Raw genomic sequence first — 16,052 nt, forward strand, 5'->3', positions numbered from 1 at the left:
GTCATCTTACCGACCAGGAAAACCATGAATGTCCACCTTGCCGTCCCGTCCGTCCCGCTCTCGTCCCTGCGTAAACCGTTGCGCCTGACGGTCATGGCCGCCGTGCTGGCTAGCCTGTCCTTGCCAGCCCTGGCCGTATCCGATGTCGTCATCAGCCAGGTGTATGGGGGCGGCGGCAACACGGGCGCCGTGTACCGCAACGATTTCATCGAGCTGTTCAACCGTGGCGCCAGTCCCGTCAACCTGAGCAACTGGAGCGTGCAGTACGGCGCCGCCGCCAACACGAGCTGGTCCGTGACGGCCTTGCCGGCTATCGATTTGCAACCTGGCCAGTATTTGCTGGTCCAGCAAGCCAAGGGCACGGGCGGCACGCAAGACTTGCCGACGCCGGACGCGACGGGCACCCTGGCCATGTCCGGCACGACGGGCAAGGTACTGTTGAGTAATAGCAAGACGGCCCAGGTGGGTGCCAGCCCCACGGGCGCGGCCGTCATCGACCTGGTCGGCTTCGGTACGGCCAACGGCTTCGAAGGCGCCGTGGCGCCCGCGCCCTCGAATACCCTGGCGATTCTGCGCGCCAATGGCGGCTGCGGCGACACGGACGATAACAGCGCGGATTTTGCCACCGGCAGCGTGACGCCGCGCAATACGGCCTCGCCGCTGAATGTGTGCGGCGGCCCCGTCGTGCACAAGATCATCACCAGTTGCCCCGCCAGCCTGGCCCTGGCCGTGGGCAATGGCGGCAGCGCCGTGCTGCGCGCGTCCGATGCGGATGGCGTCGTGAACGCCGCTATCTTGAGTTCGCCGGCCGTGGCCGGCATCAGCCTGGCCAACTTCAGCGCGGCCGGCGTGGCGGGCGAGAGCGCCATGGTCAGCCTGCTGGTGGCCGCCGGCGTGCCGGTGGGCAATTATCCCGTGATCGTCAGCTTCAGCAATGACCAGCAGCAGACGGCTACCTGCAAGGTGGATGTCGCCGTGCAAGGCCTGGCCGCCGTCAGCCACACGATTCCGCAAATCCAGGGCAGCGGCGCGGCCAGCCCCTACGCCAATTCCGTGCAGACGACGGAAGGCGTGGTGACCCTGAAAGTGGGCACGGGCTTCTTCATCCAGGACGCGGCCGGCGACGGCGATCCATCGACGTCGGACGGCATCTTCGTGTACACGGGCGCGACGGCCACCACCGTGCAGCCGGGCGAGCTGGTGCGCGTGACGGGCACGGTGTTCGAATACACGCCCACGGGCGCCAAGAATTCCTACACGGAATTGAAGGACGTGACGGCCATCCTCACGCAAAGCGCGGGCCACGGCATCGTGCCGACGAATGTGACCTTGCCGAACGACAAGCTGGCCGCCGTGGAAGGCATGCTGGTGCGTTTCACGCAGCCCCTGACCGTGTCGCAAAACGCTTACCTGGGCGCGCGCGGCGAGCTGACCCTGTCGGCGGGCCGGCGCGAAGTGCCGACCAACCGCTATCCGGCCGGCTCCGCCGAGGCGCAAGCCTTGATCGCCGCCAATGCGAACAACCTGATTGTGCTCGATGATGGCATTTTCGTCACGCCGCCCACGATTCCCTACATCGGCCAGGACAACACCGTGCGCAGCGGCGACACGGTGGCCGACCTGACGGGCGTGGTCGATTTCGGTGCCATCGGCGGTGGCGGCGCCGCATATAAATTGCAGCCGACGCAGACGCCGCAGTTTTCGCGCGATAACCCGCGCACGGGCAGTCCGGAACTGCCATCCGGCAACGTCAAGGTGGCCAGCGCGAATGTGCTGAATTTCTTCACGACCTTTACGAATGGCAACAATATCTTTGGGCAGACGGGGCAGGGCTGCACCGTGGGCGCCTCGACCACCAAGTCGAACTGCCGCGGTGCCGACAACCTGGCCGAATTCGAGCGCCAGCGCGACAAGATCGTGGCCGAACTGAAAGCCATCGATGCGGACGTGGTGGGTTTGATGGAAATCCAGAACAATGGCGAAATCGCCGTCACCTATTTGGTCGACCAGCTGAACGCGGCCACCGGCGGCGTCACGTACGCCGTGGTGCCGAAACCGGCCGCCACGGGCACGGACGCCATCCGCGTGGCGATGATCTACAAGCCGGGCAAGCTGGGCCTGGTGGGCGGCGCCTTGTCGGACGCCAATGCCATCAACAACCGGCCACCGATGGCGCAAACTTTTCTTGCGAGCAATGGCGAGAAATTCTCGCTGATCGTCAACCACCTGAAATCGAAGGGCAGCTGCCCTTCGAGCGGGCTGGACGCGGACCAGAACGATAGCCAGAGCTGCTGGAACGCCACCCGCGTGCAGCAAGCCCAGCGTCTGGTGGGCAGCTTCGTGCCGCAGGTGGCGGCCGCTGCCGGCGACGCTGACGTGCTGGTCATCGGCGACTTGAATTCCTATGGCGCGGAAGACCCGATCCAGGTGATCACGGGCGCCGGCTTCGTCAATGAACTCGAGCGTTTCGTGCGGCCATCCGGCATGCCGTACTCGTACGTGTTTGGCGGCCAGAGCGGCTACCTCGACCACGCGCTGGCGAGCGCGTCGCTGAGCCCGCAAGTGGCCGGCGTGGCCGAATGGCATGTGAATGCGGACGAGCCGGAAGTGATCGACTACAACATCGATTCGGCCAAGCCGCAAGACTTGTACAACGCCTTGCCTTACCGCGCCTCGGATCACGACCCGGTCGTCATCAGCCTGGATTTGCAGCCCGCCTACCGCGACATCACGGCCGCCGTCTCGACGACCAGCTCGGGCCTCGCGTACAACCGCGCGACGCAAAAATACACGGGCACGTTCTCGTTCACCAACACGGGCACGAGCGCCCTGGCCGGCCCGTTCCAGGTGGCGTTCGGCGGCTTGCCGGCCGGCGTCAGCCTGGCCAATGCCACGGGCACCCATGCGGGCGCCGCATATGTCACCGTCAACGCCGCCAGCCTGGCGCCGGGCGCGACGGCATCGTTTGCCGTCAGTTTCACCAATCCGTCGAAAGTGACGATCACCTACTCGGCCAGCATCTACGCCGGCAACTTCTAAGGACACCATCATGTTGACAACAAAACTCCATCCGGCCCTGCGCCGCGCCATGCTGGCCGCCGTGCTGGCCGCCAGCTCCAGCGTGGCGCTGGCGGATCCGCTGGCCTATCGCGTGGAAATCGACACGAGCGCCTTTTCCGGCGCCGGCTTCCTCGACTTCGCCTTTATCGCCGGCAACAGCCCCGCGCCGGGCGCCAGCGCCGTGCTCAGCAATTTTTCGGGCGCGTTCGGCGCGCTGGAATCGCTGGAAGGCAATGTCAGCGGCAGCGTGCCCGGTACCTTGACCTTCGGCAATAGCGGCGCCTACAACGACTGGTTCCACAACGTGACCCTGGGCGGCAAGTTCGGATTCAACGTCGTCTTCGGCGGCGACTTCCTGAACACGGCCGGCAACGCGGGCACGACGTTTGGCGTGGGCTTGCTCGACTACACGGGTATGGCTTACCTGGGCAATGCGAATGGCAACCTGCTGCAATTCGAACTGACCCCGCTGAACGGCGGCTTGCCCGCCAGCATAGCCGGCAGCACCTACGCCAGCATCGCGACAATCTCGGCCGTGCCGGAAGCGTCGGAATGGATGATGCTCACGGGCGGCCTGGCGCTGATCGGTTTTGCCTTGCGCCGGCGCCAGTTCGTCACGCCAGCATAAATAGTCGTTGTCCCGCCTGAACACAGCGCGCCTCGGTGCGCTGTGTTTTTTTTCGCCTATTTATTCGGAATAGCTATAAATCAGGAAACTAAATTGTATTAGTCACCGTTTTACGCTTGATGCATAGTCAAAAACTTGTCGTGCCGTCTAGTTTCTCAGGGAGGGCCGCCCACTTTTTTTCGGGAGGATGCATCGATGCGCCGTCATATTCTGCTGCTGGATCCTGCGCCAGCCTCGCAAGCCTTGCTGGTGCATAACCTGCAAGGCGCCGGCTACCGGGTCAGCTGCGCCGTGGATGCGCGCGGCGCGCTGGCCTTGCTGGCCGCCGATCCGCCCGACGTGCTGCTGCTGGAATGGGAGCTGCCCGATGCGTCCGGCATCGCGCTGCTGCGCCAGGTGCGTCAGGATGGCGTGCTGTGCGACTTGCCCATCATTATGGTCAGCGCGCGCGACAGCGAACAGGACAAGGTGCTGGCCCTGGAAAGCGGCGCCGACGATTATCTGTGCAAGCCCGTCGGCCCCCGTGAAATGCTGGCACGCGTGCATGCCTTGCTGCGCCGCCGCGCGCCAGCGGCCTTGCGCGCAGGTTCAAGCGCGGACGGCACCGCCTTGCGGCTCGATCCGCACACCCGGCGCGTGACGGCCGGCAGCGTGCCTGTCAGCCTGGGCCGCGTGGAATTCAAGCTGCTGCATTTTTTGATGGACCATCCGGGCCGGGTGCATAGCCGCGCGCAACTGCTGGACCAGGTGTGGGGCCATGCCGCGTATCTGGACGAACGCACGGTCGACGCCCACGTGGGACGCTTGCGGCAGGCTTTGCTGCCGGGCGGCTGCGGCCACCGTATCGAAACCGTGCGCGGCAGCGGCTACCGCTACCTGGCGTTTGACACCGCCGTGTGCGCCTGATGCTGCTGACGGGGCGGGAACAGGAATACTTGCTGCACGCCATACTCGGCGCGCATGGCATCGCCGCGCCCGGCGACTTCTTTTTGTGGAGCCAGGGACCGCTGCAGGCGCTGCTGCCGCATGCCGTCCTCGTCTGCGCGCAACTGGGCGCCGATGGCGGCGTGGTGCGCAGCGCGGCCTGGCATAGCGCGGTGCTGGCCGAAGCCGAGGTGCGGGACTTCAGCGACCCGCGCCACGGACAGGTGGCCCGGCTGGCGCAGGCCTGGCGCGCTGGCGGGCGGCGCGTCGCCTTCATCGACGGGACCCTCGTGCATGGCAGCGCGGGCGCTGGCGGCGGCAGTTTCTTTGCCCTGTTCCGCGCCCCCTGCGCTGCCTGGCCCGACCCGGCGCGCCAGGCGTACGTGCTGGAATTGCTGCTGCCCTGCCTGCATCTGCATTGGCTGGCGCTGCCGGACGGCGCGCAGGCAGCTCCCGCCGGCGCGGCGCGCGCGGCCAGTGCGCGCGAGCTGGAAGTGCTGCACTGGGTCAGCATCGGCAAGAGCAATGAAGAGGTGGGGCAAATCCTCGGCATCAGCGGGGGGACCGTGAAAAGCCACTTGCAGCGCATCTATAAATTATTGGGGGTGAGCAATCGCACGCAAGCCGTCTCGCGCGGCATCGCGCTGCGCCTGCTGGCCGCCTGATGCTGCTTAGCGCTGTGGCCGGGGTGCGGCGGTCCGGTGCATGCCGCCGCTGTTGAACTGATCCTCGGTGTCGGGCGCCACCCGCGCGACGAGGGGGCTGGTGCGCAGGCGCTGGACTTCGGCCGGCGTCAGCAGGGCGGCAAAGCCGTTCAGCGCGGCCGTGTAGTGATATTGCACGATGGCATCGGGCACCAGCGCCAGCACGGCGCGCCGTCCCGCTTCCCGTTGGGTTTCCCGCTGGATTGTGTCAGGCGGCGTCAACTGCATGCGCACTTCAACAATATATGGCTGCCGCTGTGGCGTCGCCGACGCGCTGGCAGGCAGTACGCTGGCGGCGGCCAGGATGGCAAGGCTGAAACGGATTGCAGACATGCAAGCTCCCAAGGCAGGCGGCGTGGCCGCACATGCGCCGATTGTACGCCTGCCGCGGGACAGGTGGCGCGCGACTTGCGTTAGTGCAAACGCGATGGTTTCCCCTAGGATTTTGTTGTTTTCAGTACAAACAAAAGATTGTATTAACCATAAGCGGCATGGTAGCCTGCTAGGCATCAGGCAGGCGCGCGCCGCCTGTGCGCGGCCACCAGCGGTGCACATGGCGGCAATGTATTGAAGGTAGGCAATAAGGAGTTACCGGATGCATGCAGCACACAGGCAGAACCTTGCAGCAACGCGCCATGCGCGCGGCTTTACCTTGCTCGAACTGTTGGTCGTCATCGTCATCATCGGCTTGCTGGCGGCGTATGTCGGCCCCAAATATTTCGCCCAATTGGGCAAATCCGAAGTGACGGTGGCCAAGGCGCAGATCGAGGCGTTTGAAAAATCGCTCGATACCTACCGCCTCGACGTGGGGCGCTACCCGACCACGGAAGAAGGCCTGGCCGCGCTGCTGGTCGCGCCGCCCGCCGCCGGCACGCGCTGGAATGGACCCTACCTGAAAAAGGCCGTGCCGCTCGACCCGTGGGGCCATGCCTATCAATACCGCGCCCCGGGCAGCAAGGGCGAATATGACATCGTCTCGATGGGCAAGGATGGCCAGCCGGGCGGCAGCGGCGAGAACGCCGACATCAGTTCGCAATAACGCCAGCACCATTCTTTTTCCTACGGACAAGCCATCATGCAGTTCGAAGTACGCGCGCTTTCCACGGACCAGGCCGTAGCTACCTTGCAGACGTGCGTGATCGACGGCCGCAACGAAGCCGACGCGCGCCGCCAGGCCGAGGCGCGCGGCCTGTTCGTCAGCGCCATCCGCCCGCTGCGGGCCACGCCGTTCAGCGCCGCCGGCCGCCAGCGCGCGCGGGCCTTGCCCCTGCTGTTGTTCAGCCAGGAGTTGCTGGCGCTGCTGAACGCGGGCCTGGGCATCGTCGAAGGGCTGGAAGCCTTGCTGGAAAAGGAAGCGTCGCCGGCCACGCGCAGCGTGCTCACGCGCCTGCTGGAAGGCTTGCGCGAAGGTAAGCGCTTTTCCGCCGCCCTGGCGGAGCAGGCGGAACTGTTTCCTCCCTTGTATATCGGCATCGTCAAGGCGGCCGAAGGCACGAGCGACTTGCCGCGCGCCTTGTCGCGCTACATCGATTACCAGCAGCGCATCGATACGGTGCGCGGCAAGATCGTCAGCGCCGCCATCTACCCCGCCATTTTGCTGGCCGTGGGCGGCGGCGTCAGCGCCTTCCTGATCAGTTATGTCGTGCCCCGCTTCGCCGAGGTGTATCAGGGCGCGGGACGCAACTTGCCGTGGATGTCGCAAGTCATGCTCAGCTGGGGCCAGTTCGTCACGCAGCATGGCGTGCTGCTGTTGCTCGGGCTGCTGATCACGGGCGGCGTCGCATGGTCGGCCGTGCGGCGCGTGCTGCGCCATGGCGGCGTGGCGCGCCTGCTGGCGAAGTTGCCCGGCATCGGCGAGCGCGTGCGCATCTATGAATTGTCGCGCCTGTACCTGACGCTGGGCATGCTGGCCGAGGGCGGCATCACCATCGTGCAGGCGATCGCCACCGTGCAGGCGATGGTGTCGCCCGGCATGCAGGTGTCGTTGCAGCAGGCGCGCGGCGCCATCGAGGCGGGCCAGCCCCTGTCGTCCGCGTTTGAGCAATATCAACTGACGACGCCCATTTCCCTGCGCATGCTGCGCGTGGGCGAGCGCACGGGTGACATGGGCCCCATGCTGACGCAGTCGGCGGCCTTTTATGACGGCGAAATCAGCCGCTGGATCGACCGTTTTACGCGCACCTTCGAGCCGCTGCTGATGGCCGCCATCGGCCTCGTCGTGGGCGCCATCGTGATCCTGCTGTACATGCCCATCTTTGATCTTGCCGGCGATATTTCATGATGCAGAGCGTAGCCGAATCCCCCGTGGCCGGCGTGGCCATCGATCCCGCGCTGCTGCAGCGCGCGCGCCTCCTGTGCCGCCAATCGAAGCGCAGCCTGGTCGAGGAATTGCAGCAATTGAGCGGCATCGAGGCGCGCGCCGTGGTGCGCGCGCTGGCGCGCCCGTTCGGCCTGGATGTGCTGGAAACGGCCGACATGCTGGCGTTGTCTCCCGCCTTCGACGTGCTGCCCCTGTCGCAGGCGCTGGCGCGCCACAGCGTGCTGCTGCGCGCCGCCGACGGCCAGCTGGTGGGCGTGATCGCCGACCCGTTCGACCTGGACCTGCAAACCTGGCTCGGCGCGCGCGCGGGGCCGGGCGCCCTGAGCGTGCGTCTGGCGCTGCAAGCCGACATCGGCGCCTACCTGTCGAAGCAGGAAGAGTCGGCGCGCGCCGTCGACAGCCTGCTGCCCGGCGCCGCCACCGACGCGCGGCGCGACGGCAAGACGGCCGCCGTGCTGTCGTTCGCCAGCGTGTCGGAAGCGGCCAGCCCCGCCGTCAAGCTGGTCAACTCGACCTTGTATGACGCCCTGAAGGCGGGCGCCTCGGACATCCACCTGGAAAGCACGGCCGGCGGCCTGGCCGTCAAGTATCGCGTCGACGGCGTGCTCGATCACGCCACGTCCGTCAACGGCATCGAAGTGGCGGAGCACATCATCTCGCGCCTGAAAGTGCTGGCCGAACTCGATATCGCCGAGCGCCGCGTGCCGCAGGACGGCAGCTTCCGCGTCGAATCGGGCGGGCGCGAAATCGATCTGCGCGTCTCCATCATGCCCAGCATCCATGGCGAGGACGCCGTCATCCGCATCCTCGACAAGCGCGCCATGATCGAGGCGTACGGCGCCCTGACCCTCGAAGCGCTGGGCTTTGACGCGCCGTCGCTGGAAGCCTTGCGCGCGCTGGCGCAGGAAGCCTACGGCATGCTGCTCGTCACGGGTCCCACGGGCTCGGGCAAGACGACGACCCTGTATGCGGCGCTGACGGAAATCCATAACGGGCGCGAAAAGATCATCACCATCGAAGACCCCGTCGAATACCAGCTGCCCGGCATTCTGCAGATTCCCGTGAATGAGAAGAAGGGGCTGACCTTTGCCAAGGGCTTGCGCTCGATCCTGCGCCACGACCCCGACAAGATCATGGTGGGCGAGATCCGCGACCGCGAGACGGCGGAAATTGCCGTGCAGTCGGCCCTCACGGGCCATCTGGTGCTCACCACCGTGCATGCGAATAACGTCTTCGATGTGTTCGGCCGCTTCACGCACATGGGCATCGATCCGTATGCGTTTGTCTCGGCCCTGAACGGCATCTGGGCGCAGCGGCTGATCCGCACCAACTGCCCCCATTGCGCTACCGAATATACGCCGGACGATTCTGAACTGGCCAGCGTGGGCCTGGCGCGCGCCGACGTTGATGCATATCAATTCAAGCAGGGCAAGGGCTGCGGCGACTGCCGCGGCACGGGCTACAAGGGGCGCCGTTCGATCGCCGAAATCCTCGTGCTGACCGATGAAATCCGCGAACTCATCGTCGACAAGAAGCCGATCCGCCAGATCAAGGCGGCCGCGCATGCGAACGGCACGCGCAGCCTGCGCCTGGCGGCGCTGGAACTGGTCAAGCGGGGCGCCACCACCATCACGGAAATCAAGAGGGTCACCCTGCATGCGTAGAAGTTATGGACTGGGACTGCGCCTGGGCGTGGCGGCGGGCAAGGTGAGCCTGTGGCGCAGCAGCCGCTGGCGCGCGCCCGCCTGGACACCGCTGGGCGAAGCCGCGTATGTGCCGGGCGACACGCTGCACGGCGACTTTGCCGCCCTGTGGCAGGCGTTGGAACAGATTCTGCCGGCCGGCGAGTACGCGGGCTGGCCCCTGTCCGTGGTGCTCGACGATGGCTTGGCGCGCCTGTGGCAAGTGGACATGCCGCACGGCGCCGCGCGCCTGGCCGATATCGAGGCGGCCGCCGCGCTGCGCTTCCAGTCGCTGTATGGCGATCCTCCCGGCCTGTGGCATAGCAGCAGCGCCTGGGATGCGCGCGCGCCGTTTTTTTGCGCCGTGCCCCGTGCCCTGCTGGCGCAGCTGACGCGCGTGGCGGCCGCGCGCGAGCTGGCCCTGATTTTCATCACGCCGCAATTCGCGCGCCACTGGAACCGCTGGCACGACGCGCTGAAACCGGGCGCCTGGTTCGGCCAGCTGCAGGAGAATGCCTTGACCCTGGGCGTGCGGCACGATGGCCGCCTGCGCGCCGTGCGCGCGCTGCCCGTGCCGCCCGGCGCGGGCCAGGATTGGCTGGAACACACGCTGGCGCGCGAGGCGCTGCTGCAAGGCGTGCCCGCACCGGCGCTGCTGCAGCTATGCGGCGCGCCGCCAGCGCTCTGGCTGGCGCCGGCGGCAGCGTTCCGCTGCCAGATTTTTTCCGCGCCGGACGGGGAAGGCGCCTTGTCGCCGGCCGCCCGGCTGGCCCGCAGCGGAGGCGTGGCATGACGCGCCTCGATTTCGATTTCGCGCCACCCGGCTGGCGCCGCAGCCTGCACCGCGTGCCCGTCTGGGCGTGGATGACGGGGGTGCTGGGCGTGGCGCTGGCCGTCACGGCGGCCTGCAGCGGCAGCGCCGCGTTGCAGCGCCAGCAGCTGCGCGAGGGGCAGTTACAGCGCGCGCAGCAGCGCGTGATGGCCGCCATGCAGGGCCCCGCGCCTGCGCCGCAAATCGCCATCGCGCCCGCGCAGGCGGCGGCCGTGAATGCGGCCATCCTGCAATTGAACCTGCCGTGGCGCGACTTGCAGGATGCGCTGGCCAGCGCCACGCCGCCCGCCATCGCGCTGCTGGCGCTGGAACCGGATGCGCGCAAGCGCGTGCTGAAGATCACGGCCGAGACGACCGGCAGCGACGCCATGGTGGCCTACATCGCGCAACTGAAGCAGCAGGAGCTGTTTGGCGCCAGGGTGCAGCTGCTGCGCCATGAAATCAATGCGCTCGACCCGAACAAACCCTTGCGCTTCCAGCTCGAAGCGCGCTGGGGCACGCCATGATGGCCATCGACATCAATATCCTGCGCCTGCGCGCGCAACTGCTGCTGCGCCGCTTGGGCGCGCCCGCCTGCATCGCCGTGGCCTTGCTCGCACTGGGCGTGGCCGCCTGGGCGTGGGCCTGGCAGCAACGGGCCGTGGCGGCGCAGCTGGAAGCGCGTCCCTTGCCCGTGCCATCGCTGGCCGTCGCCATCGCGGCGCCGCCGGCGACGGCCAGCGAGAACCTGGCGCGCTTTTATGCCGCCCTGGGGCAGCAGCGCCACGCGGAGCAGCAGGTCAAGCAGCTGTTCGACCTGGCCGCGAAAAATGGCTTGCTGCTGGCGCAGGGCGAATACAAGAGCGGCTACGACAAGGCCAGCAGGGTCGCCACCTACCAGGTGACCTTGCCGCTGAAGGGCAGTTACGGGGCCGTGTGGCAGTTCGCGCTGCAAGCGCTGCGCGCCGCTCCCTTCGCCTCGCTCGACGAACTGAGTTTCCGCCGCGAGCAGATCGCCGATACGCAACTGGAAGCGCGCCTGCGCCTGACGTTTTATCTGACCGAAACGCAGGCCGATGCGCCGGGCGATGCGGGAGGCGCGCCATGACGCCGCGCCACTATCTGATGCTGGCCGGCGTGCTGGGCGCGGGCGCCTTGCTGCTGTTCGGCGAGCGCCAGCCCGTGGCCGACGTGGCCGAAGCGGTGGAGCGGGCCGTCGCGCCCGCGCGCCATGCGGCCGTCAAGGCGCCGGCCGCGCAGCCGGCCATCCTGGCCCTGCTGCCGCGCAGCGAAGTGGCGGGCGAGGAGGGCGAGACCTTTGGCGGCGCCGACGGCGTCTTCCAGAGCCAGAACTGGAATCCGCCGCCGCCGAAAATGGCAGTGACGGCAGCGCCGCCGCCACCGCCGCCGATGGCGCCGCCGCTGCCCTTCGTCTACCTGGGCAAGGCGGCCGCCGACGGCGCCTGGGAAGTGTTTTTATCGCGCGCCGACAAGACGTATATCGTGCGCGCCAATACCGTCGTCGATGGCGCCTACAAGGTCGTGACGATCGCGCCGCCCGTCATGACGCTCACTTATCTGCCGTTGAACCAGCTTCAGCAGCTCAACATTGGAGTTTCCGAGTGATGTCTCGTTCCTTTTCATCGGCGCTGCTGCTCTTGCTGCTGTCCGGCTGCGCAGGGCAGCAAGCCTACCGCGACGGGCGCGAGCTGATTGCGCAAGATCACATCCCGGCCGGCCTGCAAAAGCTGCAGGAAGCGCTGCAGCAAGACCCCGGCAACGCGCAATACCGCAGCGCCTATCTGCAGGCGCGCGAGCGGGCCACCGGCAGCCGCTTGCAGCAGGCCGAGCGCCAGGCGCAGGCGGGGCAGGGCGAACTGGCGCGCGCCTCCTTCATGAGCGTGCTGGAAATCGATGCGCAGAACGAGCGGGCCAACAGCGGCTTGCGCGCGCTCGAACGCGAGCAGCGCCAGGGGAAATTGCTGGCCGATGCACGCACGGCGCTTGAGGCAAAACAATACGACCCCGCGCGCCAGCGCCTGAACGCCATCCTGACGGAGCAGCCGAATCACGCGGGCGCGCGCGCGCTGCTGCGCGAGGTCGATGAAAAGACGGCGCCGCCCATCGTCGAATCGGGCCTGGCCAGGTCGTACAAGCAGCCGATCACGATCGAGTTTCGCGACGCGCCGTTAAAACAGGTGTTCGAGCTGATCGCGCGCCGTTCCGGCCTCAATTTCGTCTTCGACAAGGACGTCAAGGCGGACGCGAAAACGTCGATCTTCCTGAAAAACAGCACGGTGGAATCGGCCGTCTACTTCCTGCTGGTGACGAACCAGCTGGAACAGCAGGTGATGGATGCGAACACCATTTTGATCTATCCCAATGTGGCGGCGAAATTGAAGGAATACCAGGAAGTGCTGGTGAAAACCTTCTTCCTGGCGAACGCGGACGCCAAGCAGGTGGCCAACACGCTCAAGACCATCCTCAAGACGCGCGACGTGGTGGCCGATGAAAAACTCAACCTCGTCATCGTGCGCGACACGCCCGAGGCGATCCGCCTGGCCGAGCGCCTGATCGCGCTGCAGGACGTGCCGGAGGCGGAAGTGGTGCTGGAGCTGGAAATCCTCGAAGTCAAGCGCAGCCGCCTGATGGAGCTGGGCGTGGCCTGGCCATCGAGCCTGACCTTGACGCCGCTCAGTACTTCGGGCGGGATCGGGTTGACCATCAACGACTTGAATAATCTGAATCAGCGTACACTCGGCGTGAGCAACCTGGCCGTGACGGCGAACGCCAACAAGACGGACGGCGACGCGAACATCCTGGCCAACCCGCGCATCCGCGTGCGCAACCGGGAAAAGGCGAAATTCGTCATCGGCGACAGGGTGCCCGTGGTGACCACCACGATTTCGCCGGGCACGGGCGGCTTCGCTTCCGAATCGATCAGCTACCTGGACGTGGGCCTGACGGTGAACGCCGAGCCGACCATCTATTTGAACAACGAGGTGGGCATCCGCATCTCGCTCGAGGTGAGCAACCTGGGCGCGGCCACCACCACCCGGAGCGGCTCGACCCTGTACCAGATCGGCACGCGCCAGGCGTCGACCATGCTGCAGCTGAAGGATGGCGAAAACCAGGTGCTGGCGGGCCTGATCAACAATGAAGAGCGCAGCTCGGGCAACAAGGTGCCGGGCCTGGGCGACATTCCCGTGCTGGGCCGCCTGTTCGGCAGCAGCAAGGACGATAGCCAGAAGACGGAAATCGTGCTGTCGATCACGCCGCACCTGGTGCGCACGGTGCAGCGTCCGGAAGCGAAGGAATCGGAATTTTCCGCCGGCACGGAAGGCAGCTTCCGCCGCCGGCCCGACATGGCGGCCAAAGCGCCCACGCAGATGCCGGGCACGGTGATCGTGCGTTCCGGCCCGTCGGCCGTCGGCATGCAGCCGGCGCCGGCGCAGCAGCTGATGGCGCCGGGCCAGGTGCCGCCCGCCTTGCCGCAGAGCGTCCCCGCGCCGGAAGTGGCGCCGTCGCCCGAGCCGGCCGCCTCGCCCTTGCCGATCTCGGCTGGCCAGCCCGTGCCGCTGCAGGCGTCGCCCTTGCCGCTGTCATCGAGCCAGCCGGTGCCGGTGGCGCCCGCCAAATGAGACTGGCGCATGCGCAGGGCGGGCCAGGCGGCTTCACCCTGATCGAGCTGCTGGTGACCCTGGCCATCCTGGGCGTGCTGGCCACCCTGGTGATCCCCGTCACGCAGGTGACGGTGCAGCGGCGCCAGGAGCAGGAATTGCGGCGCGCGCTGCGCGAGATCCGCCAGGGGCTCGACGCCTATAAACGGGCCGGCGACGAAGGCCGCGTCATGCGCACGCCCGACGCCAGCGGCTATCCGAAAAGCCTGGACCTGCTGGTCGAGGGCGTGCCGGACCAGCGCAACCCGAAGCGCAGCAAGCTGTTTTTCCTGCGCCGCGTGCCGCGCGACCCGTTCAATGCGGATGCGGGCCTGAGCAATGCGCAAACGTGGGGCAAGCGCAGCTACGCCAGCGAAGCGGCCGAACCGCGCGAGGGCGACGATGTGTACGATGTGTACTCGACTTCCAACAAGACCGGCCTGAACAACGTGCCTTACCGTCTATGGTGAACCATGCCTGTCCCTGACCGCGCGCGCGGTTTTACGCTGATCGAGCTGCTGGTGGTGCTCGGCATCGTGGCGCTGTTGCTGACCCTGGCCGTGCCCCGCTACTTTCCCAGCCTCGACAAGGCGAAGGAAACCGTGTTGGCGGACAACTTGCGCAACCTGCGCACGACCATCGACCAGTTTCACGGCGATACGGGCCGTTATCCCGATACTTTGGAGCAACTGGTCGAAAAGAAATACCTGCGCGCCATGCCCATCGACCCCATCACGGACAGCGAATCGACATGGCTGATCGTGCCGCCGCCCGACGATACGCCGGGCCAGGTGTATGACGTGAAAAGCGGCGCGCCCGGCAAGGACCGCAGCGGCACGCCGTTCGCCGACTGGTAGCGGCCATGCACCGTCCTGCGCGCCGCCAGCGCGGTGTTACGTATCTGGGTCTGATCATCCTGGTCGCCATCCTGGGCCTCGTGGGGGCGGCCGGACTGAAGATGGGCTCCTTGCTGCAGCGCCAGGCGGCCGAGCAGGAGCTGCTCGACATCGGGGCGGAGTTTGTCGATGCGCTGCAGAGTTACACGGGCGCCACGCCCGCCGGCCAGCCGCAGCATCCGCCGACCCTGGCCGCCTTGCTGCGCGACCCGCGCTTTCCGCAAGTACGCCGCCATTTGCGCAAGCTGTATGTGGACCCCGTCACGGGACGCGCCGAATGGGGCTTGCTGTACCAGCCCGGCGGCCAGGGCATCATCGGCGTGCATAGCCTGTCATCGTCCGCGCCCTTAAAAGTGGGCAATTTCGATGCCCGCTTCACCGGTTTCGAAGGCAAGTCGCACCTGTCCGAGTGGCAGTTCGTCGCCGGCGGGCCCGTGCAGCCGGCGGGACTGGTCCTGGCGCCGCCAGACGCCGCCGCGCCGCCCTCCGCCGCGCCGCCCGCCTTGTTCCCGCCGCCGCATCCGGCTGCGCCAGCACCCGAACCGTCGGCGCCCGAGGCGGCGGAGCCGGAGGAAGAGGCTGGCGCGCAAGCGCGCAATCCGCTTTAACCATAAGTCAACGATGAAGAATGCAGGGATAACTATTTTCACCTGGAAATTCATCTTGACCTGGAACCATTTCATAGAGGAAATACTTTCAATAAATGAAATTTCAATAAAATAATTACAAGTAATTTGATGTCTTTATGCTACCATCCTTCCTGGTACTTTCAGTACTAAAGCGATGGCTGGCCCACCTGGCGGCCATAAATTACTTTTAAGGGATAATTTATGAAATTGAAATTTATCGCGGCAGGCATTCTGGCTGCAGCATCGTTCAGCGCATCGGCGGCCACCTACAATCTGGGCATCCTGGATCCAAGCGGCTTCGATACGCGGGCATCGATCACCACCAATTTCGCCGCCAATTCGGTGGTCGATGATTTGTGGACCTTCAAACTGCTGACCCCGTCGTCGACCTCGTTTGGCGCATTGCAAACGTTTTCCGTTGCCGAAGGCGCGATCAGCAACTTCGCCGCCACCCTGGTGGGCTATGGCGACCTGACCCTGACGTCGGTGGCCGGCATCCAGAGCCTGAGCTGGGCCGGTTCCCTGGCGGCAGGTACCTATGAGGTGCGTGTTTCGGGCTTGACCGGTTTGCAGAATGGCCAGTACGTGGGCACGGTCTCGGCCTTGCCTGTGCCGGAACCGGAAACCTACGGCATGCTGTTGGGTGGCCTGGCGCTGGTCGGTTTCGCCGCCCGCCGCCGCGCCCGCAAAGCTGTTTGATTTTTGCTGGCAAGAATGACAAAACCCGCCGAGGCGGGTT

General features: G+C 66.3%; 17 protein-coding genes. 16 read left to right on the forward strand and 1 reads right to left on the reverse strand.

All coding sequences use genetic code 11. From position 1 onward, the window contains the following. Window positions 1–24 precede the first annotated feature (24 nt). The 4 genes from O3300_RS25665 to O3300_RS25680 all read left to right on the forward strand — a co-directional run bounded on the left by O3300_RS25665 (window position 25) and on the right by O3300_RS25680 (window position 5,277). Window positions 25–3,039 carry an ExeM/NucH family extracellular endonuclease gene (locus O3300_RS25665; protein WP_305054487.1) on the forward strand — a complete coding sequence of 1,005 codons (3,015 nt, stop codon included), beginning with the start codon at window positions 25–27 and terminating at the stop codon, window positions 3,037–3,039. A gap of 10 nt (window positions 3,040–3,049) precedes the next feature. Next, on the forward strand, window positions 3,050–3,688 hold the full coding sequence (locus tag O3300_RS25670; protein WP_305054488.1) for an NF038129 family PEP-CTERM protein: 639 nt from the start codon (window positions 3,050–3,052) through the stop codon (window positions 3,686–3,688). 195 nt (window positions 3,689–3,883) lie between these two features. Beyond that, window positions 3,884–4,594, forward strand: a complete 711-nt coding sequence (locus tag O3300_RS25675; protein WP_305054489.1) for a winged helix-turn-helix domain-containing protein — start codon at window positions 3,884–3,886, stop codon at window positions 4,592–4,594. Next, entirely contained in the window at window positions 4,594–5,277 is a 684-nt protein-coding gene (locus tag O3300_RS25680; protein WP_305054521.1) for a LuxR C-terminal-related transcriptional regulator, read from the forward strand. Before O3300_RS25675 ends, O3300_RS25680 begins: the two co-directional genes overlap by 1 nt. A gap of 6 nt (window positions 5,278–5,283) precedes the next feature. Here the strand turns inward: O3300_RS25680 and O3300_RS25685 are convergent, their stop codons facing one another. Then, entirely contained in the window at window positions 5,284–5,649 is a 366-nt protein-coding gene (locus O3300_RS25685; RefSeq protein WP_305054490.1) for a protease inhibitor I9 family protein, read from the reverse strand. A gap of 262 nt (window positions 5,650–5,911) precedes the next feature. Between O3300_RS25685 and gspG the strand changes: the two genes are divergently transcribed. The 12 genes from gspG (at window position 5,912) to O3300_RS25745 (ending at window position 16,012) form a co-directional block, all read left to right on the forward strand. Then, entirely contained in the window at window positions 5,912–6,355 is a 444-nt protein-coding gene (gene gspG / locus O3300_RS25690; RefSeq protein ID WP_034751618.1) for a type II secretion system major pseudopilin GspG, read from the forward strand. 36 nt (window positions 6,356–6,391) lie between these two features. Beyond that, window positions 6,392–7,597 (forward strand): type II secretion system F family protein, encoded by a 1,206-nt coding sequence (locus O3300_RS25695; RefSeq protein WP_305054491.1) that lies wholly within the window; start codon window positions 6,392–6,394, stop codon window positions 7,595–7,597. Beyond that, window positions 7,594–9,300, forward strand: a complete 1,707-nt coding sequence (locus O3300_RS25700) for a GspE/PulE family protein (RefSeq protein ID WP_305054492.1) — start codon at window positions 7,594–7,596, stop codon at window positions 9,298–9,300. The genes O3300_RS25695 and O3300_RS25700 overlap by 4 nt, the downstream gene beginning before the upstream one ends. Then, entirely contained in the window at window positions 9,293–10,111 is an 819-nt protein-coding gene (locus O3300_RS25705; protein ID WP_305054493.1) for a hypothetical protein, read from the forward strand. The genes O3300_RS25700 and O3300_RS25705 overlap by 8 nt, the downstream gene beginning before the upstream one ends. Next, entirely contained in the window at window positions 10,108–10,656 is a 549-nt protein-coding gene (locus O3300_RS25710) for a hypothetical protein (protein WP_305054494.1), read from the forward strand. The genes O3300_RS25705 and O3300_RS25710 overlap by 4 nt, the downstream gene beginning before the upstream one ends. Further along, on the forward strand, window positions 10,653–11,237 hold the full coding sequence (locus O3300_RS25715) for a hypothetical protein (RefSeq protein WP_289900058.1): 585 nt from the start codon (window positions 10,653–10,655) through the stop codon (window positions 11,235–11,237). Before O3300_RS25710 ends, O3300_RS25715 begins: the two co-directional genes overlap by 4 nt. Beyond that, complete coding sequence (locus tag O3300_RS25720; RefSeq protein WP_305054495.1) at window positions 11,234–11,755, forward strand: hypothetical protein; 522 nt, start codon at window positions 11,234–11,236, stop codon at window positions 11,753–11,755. The genes O3300_RS25715 and O3300_RS25720 overlap by 4 nt, the downstream gene beginning before the upstream one ends. Further along, a complete protein-coding gene (locus O3300_RS25725; protein ID WP_289900060.1) occupies window positions 11,755–13,770 on the forward strand; it encodes a secretin N-terminal domain-containing protein in 2,016 nt (671 codons plus the stop codon). The genes O3300_RS25720 and O3300_RS25725 overlap by 1 nt, the downstream gene beginning before the upstream one ends. Then, window positions 13,767–14,258 carry a type II secretion system protein gene (locus O3300_RS25730; RefSeq protein WP_305054496.1) on the forward strand — a complete coding sequence of 164 codons (492 nt, stop codon included), beginning with the start codon at window positions 13,767–13,769 and terminating at the stop codon, window positions 14,256–14,258. The genes O3300_RS25725 and O3300_RS25730 overlap by 4 nt, the downstream gene beginning before the upstream one ends. Before the next feature lie 3 nt (window positions 14,259–14,261). Continuing rightward, window positions 14,262–14,645, forward strand: a complete 384-nt coding sequence (locus O3300_RS25735) for a type II secretion system protein (protein ID WP_099665056.1) — start codon at window positions 14,262–14,264, stop codon at window positions 14,643–14,645. Window positions 14,646–14,650: 5 nt separating this feature from the next. Next, a complete protein-coding gene (locus O3300_RS25740; RefSeq protein ID WP_305054497.1) occupies window positions 14,651–15,292 on the forward strand; it encodes a type II secretion system protein in 642 nt (213 codons plus the stop codon). 222 nt (window positions 15,293–15,514) lie between these two features. Then, window positions 15,515–16,012 carry an FxDxF family PEP-CTERM protein gene (locus O3300_RS25745; RefSeq protein WP_077401053.1) on the forward strand — a complete coding sequence of 166 codons (498 nt, stop codon included), beginning with the start codon at window positions 15,515–15,517 and terminating at the stop codon, window positions 16,010–16,012. Window positions 16,013–16,052: the final 40 nt, after the last annotated feature.

Origin of the sequence: Janthinobacterium sp. SUN206 (assembly GCF_030587305.1) — a bacterium.
GTDB lineage: Bacteria > Pseudomonadota > Gammaproteobacteria > Burkholderiales > Burkholderiaceae_D > Janthinobacterium > Janthinobacterium kumbetense.

Bases quoted from the DNA above. Each gene is read 5' to 3' on its own strand.
- O3300_RS25665 (WP_305054487.1), top strand. From the start codon at position 25: ATGAATGTCCACCTTGCCGTCCCGTCCGTCCCGCTCTCGTCCCTGCGT.
- O3300_RS25670 (WP_305054488.1), top strand. From the start codon at position 3,050: ATGTTGACAACAAAACTCCATCCGGCCCTGCGCCGCGCCATGCTGGCC.
- O3300_RS25675 (WP_305054489.1), top strand. From the start codon at position 3,884: ATGCGCCGTCATATTCTGCTGCTGGATCCTGCGCCAGCCTCGCAAGCC.
- O3300_RS25680 (WP_305054521.1), top strand. From the start codon at position 4,594: ATGCTGCTGACGGGGCGGGAACAGGAATACTTGCTGCACGCCATACTC.
- O3300_RS25685 (WP_305054490.1), bottom strand. From the start codon at position 5,649: ATGTCTGCAATCCGTTTCAGCCTTGCCATCCTGGCCGCCGCCAGCGTA.
- gspG (WP_034751618.1), top strand. From the start codon at position 5,912: ATGCATGCAGCACACAGGCAGAACCTTGCAGCAACGCGCCATGCGCGC.
- O3300_RS25695 (WP_305054491.1), top strand. From the start codon at position 6,392: ATGCAGTTCGAAGTACGCGCGCTTTCCACGGACCAGGCCGTAGCTACC.
- O3300_RS25700 (WP_305054492.1), top strand. From the start codon at position 7,594: ATGATGCAGAGCGTAGCCGAATCCCCCGTGGCCGGCGTGGCCATCGAT.
- O3300_RS25705 (WP_305054493.1), top strand. From the start codon at position 9,293: ATGCGTAGAAGTTATGGACTGGGACTGCGCCTGGGCGTGGCGGCGGGC.
- O3300_RS25710 (WP_305054494.1), top strand. From the start codon at position 10,108: ATGACGCGCCTCGATTTCGATTTCGCGCCACCCGGCTGGCGCCGCAGC.
- O3300_RS25715 (WP_289900058.1), top strand. From the start codon at position 10,653: ATGATGGCCATCGACATCAATATCCTGCGCCTGCGCGCGCAACTGCTG.
- O3300_RS25720 (WP_305054495.1), top strand. From the start codon at position 11,234: ATGACGCCGCGCCACTATCTGATGCTGGCCGGCGTGCTGGGCGCGGGC.
- O3300_RS25725 (WP_289900060.1), top strand. From the start codon at position 11,755: ATGTCTCGTTCCTTTTCATCGGCGCTGCTGCTCTTGCTGCTGTCCGGC.
- O3300_RS25730 (WP_305054496.1), top strand. From the start codon at position 13,767: ATGAGACTGGCGCATGCGCAGGGCGGGCCAGGCGGCTTCACCCTGATC.
- O3300_RS25735 (WP_099665056.1), top strand. From the start codon at position 14,262: ATGCCTGTCCCTGACCGCGCGCGCGGTTTTACGCTGATCGAGCTGCTG.
- O3300_RS25740 (WP_305054497.1), top strand. From the start codon at position 14,651: ATGCACCGTCCTGCGCGCCGCCAGCGCGGTGTTACGTATCTGGGTCTG.
- O3300_RS25745 (WP_077401053.1), top strand. From the start codon at position 15,515: ATGAAATTGAAATTTATCGCGGCAGGCATTCTGGCTGCAGCATCGTTC.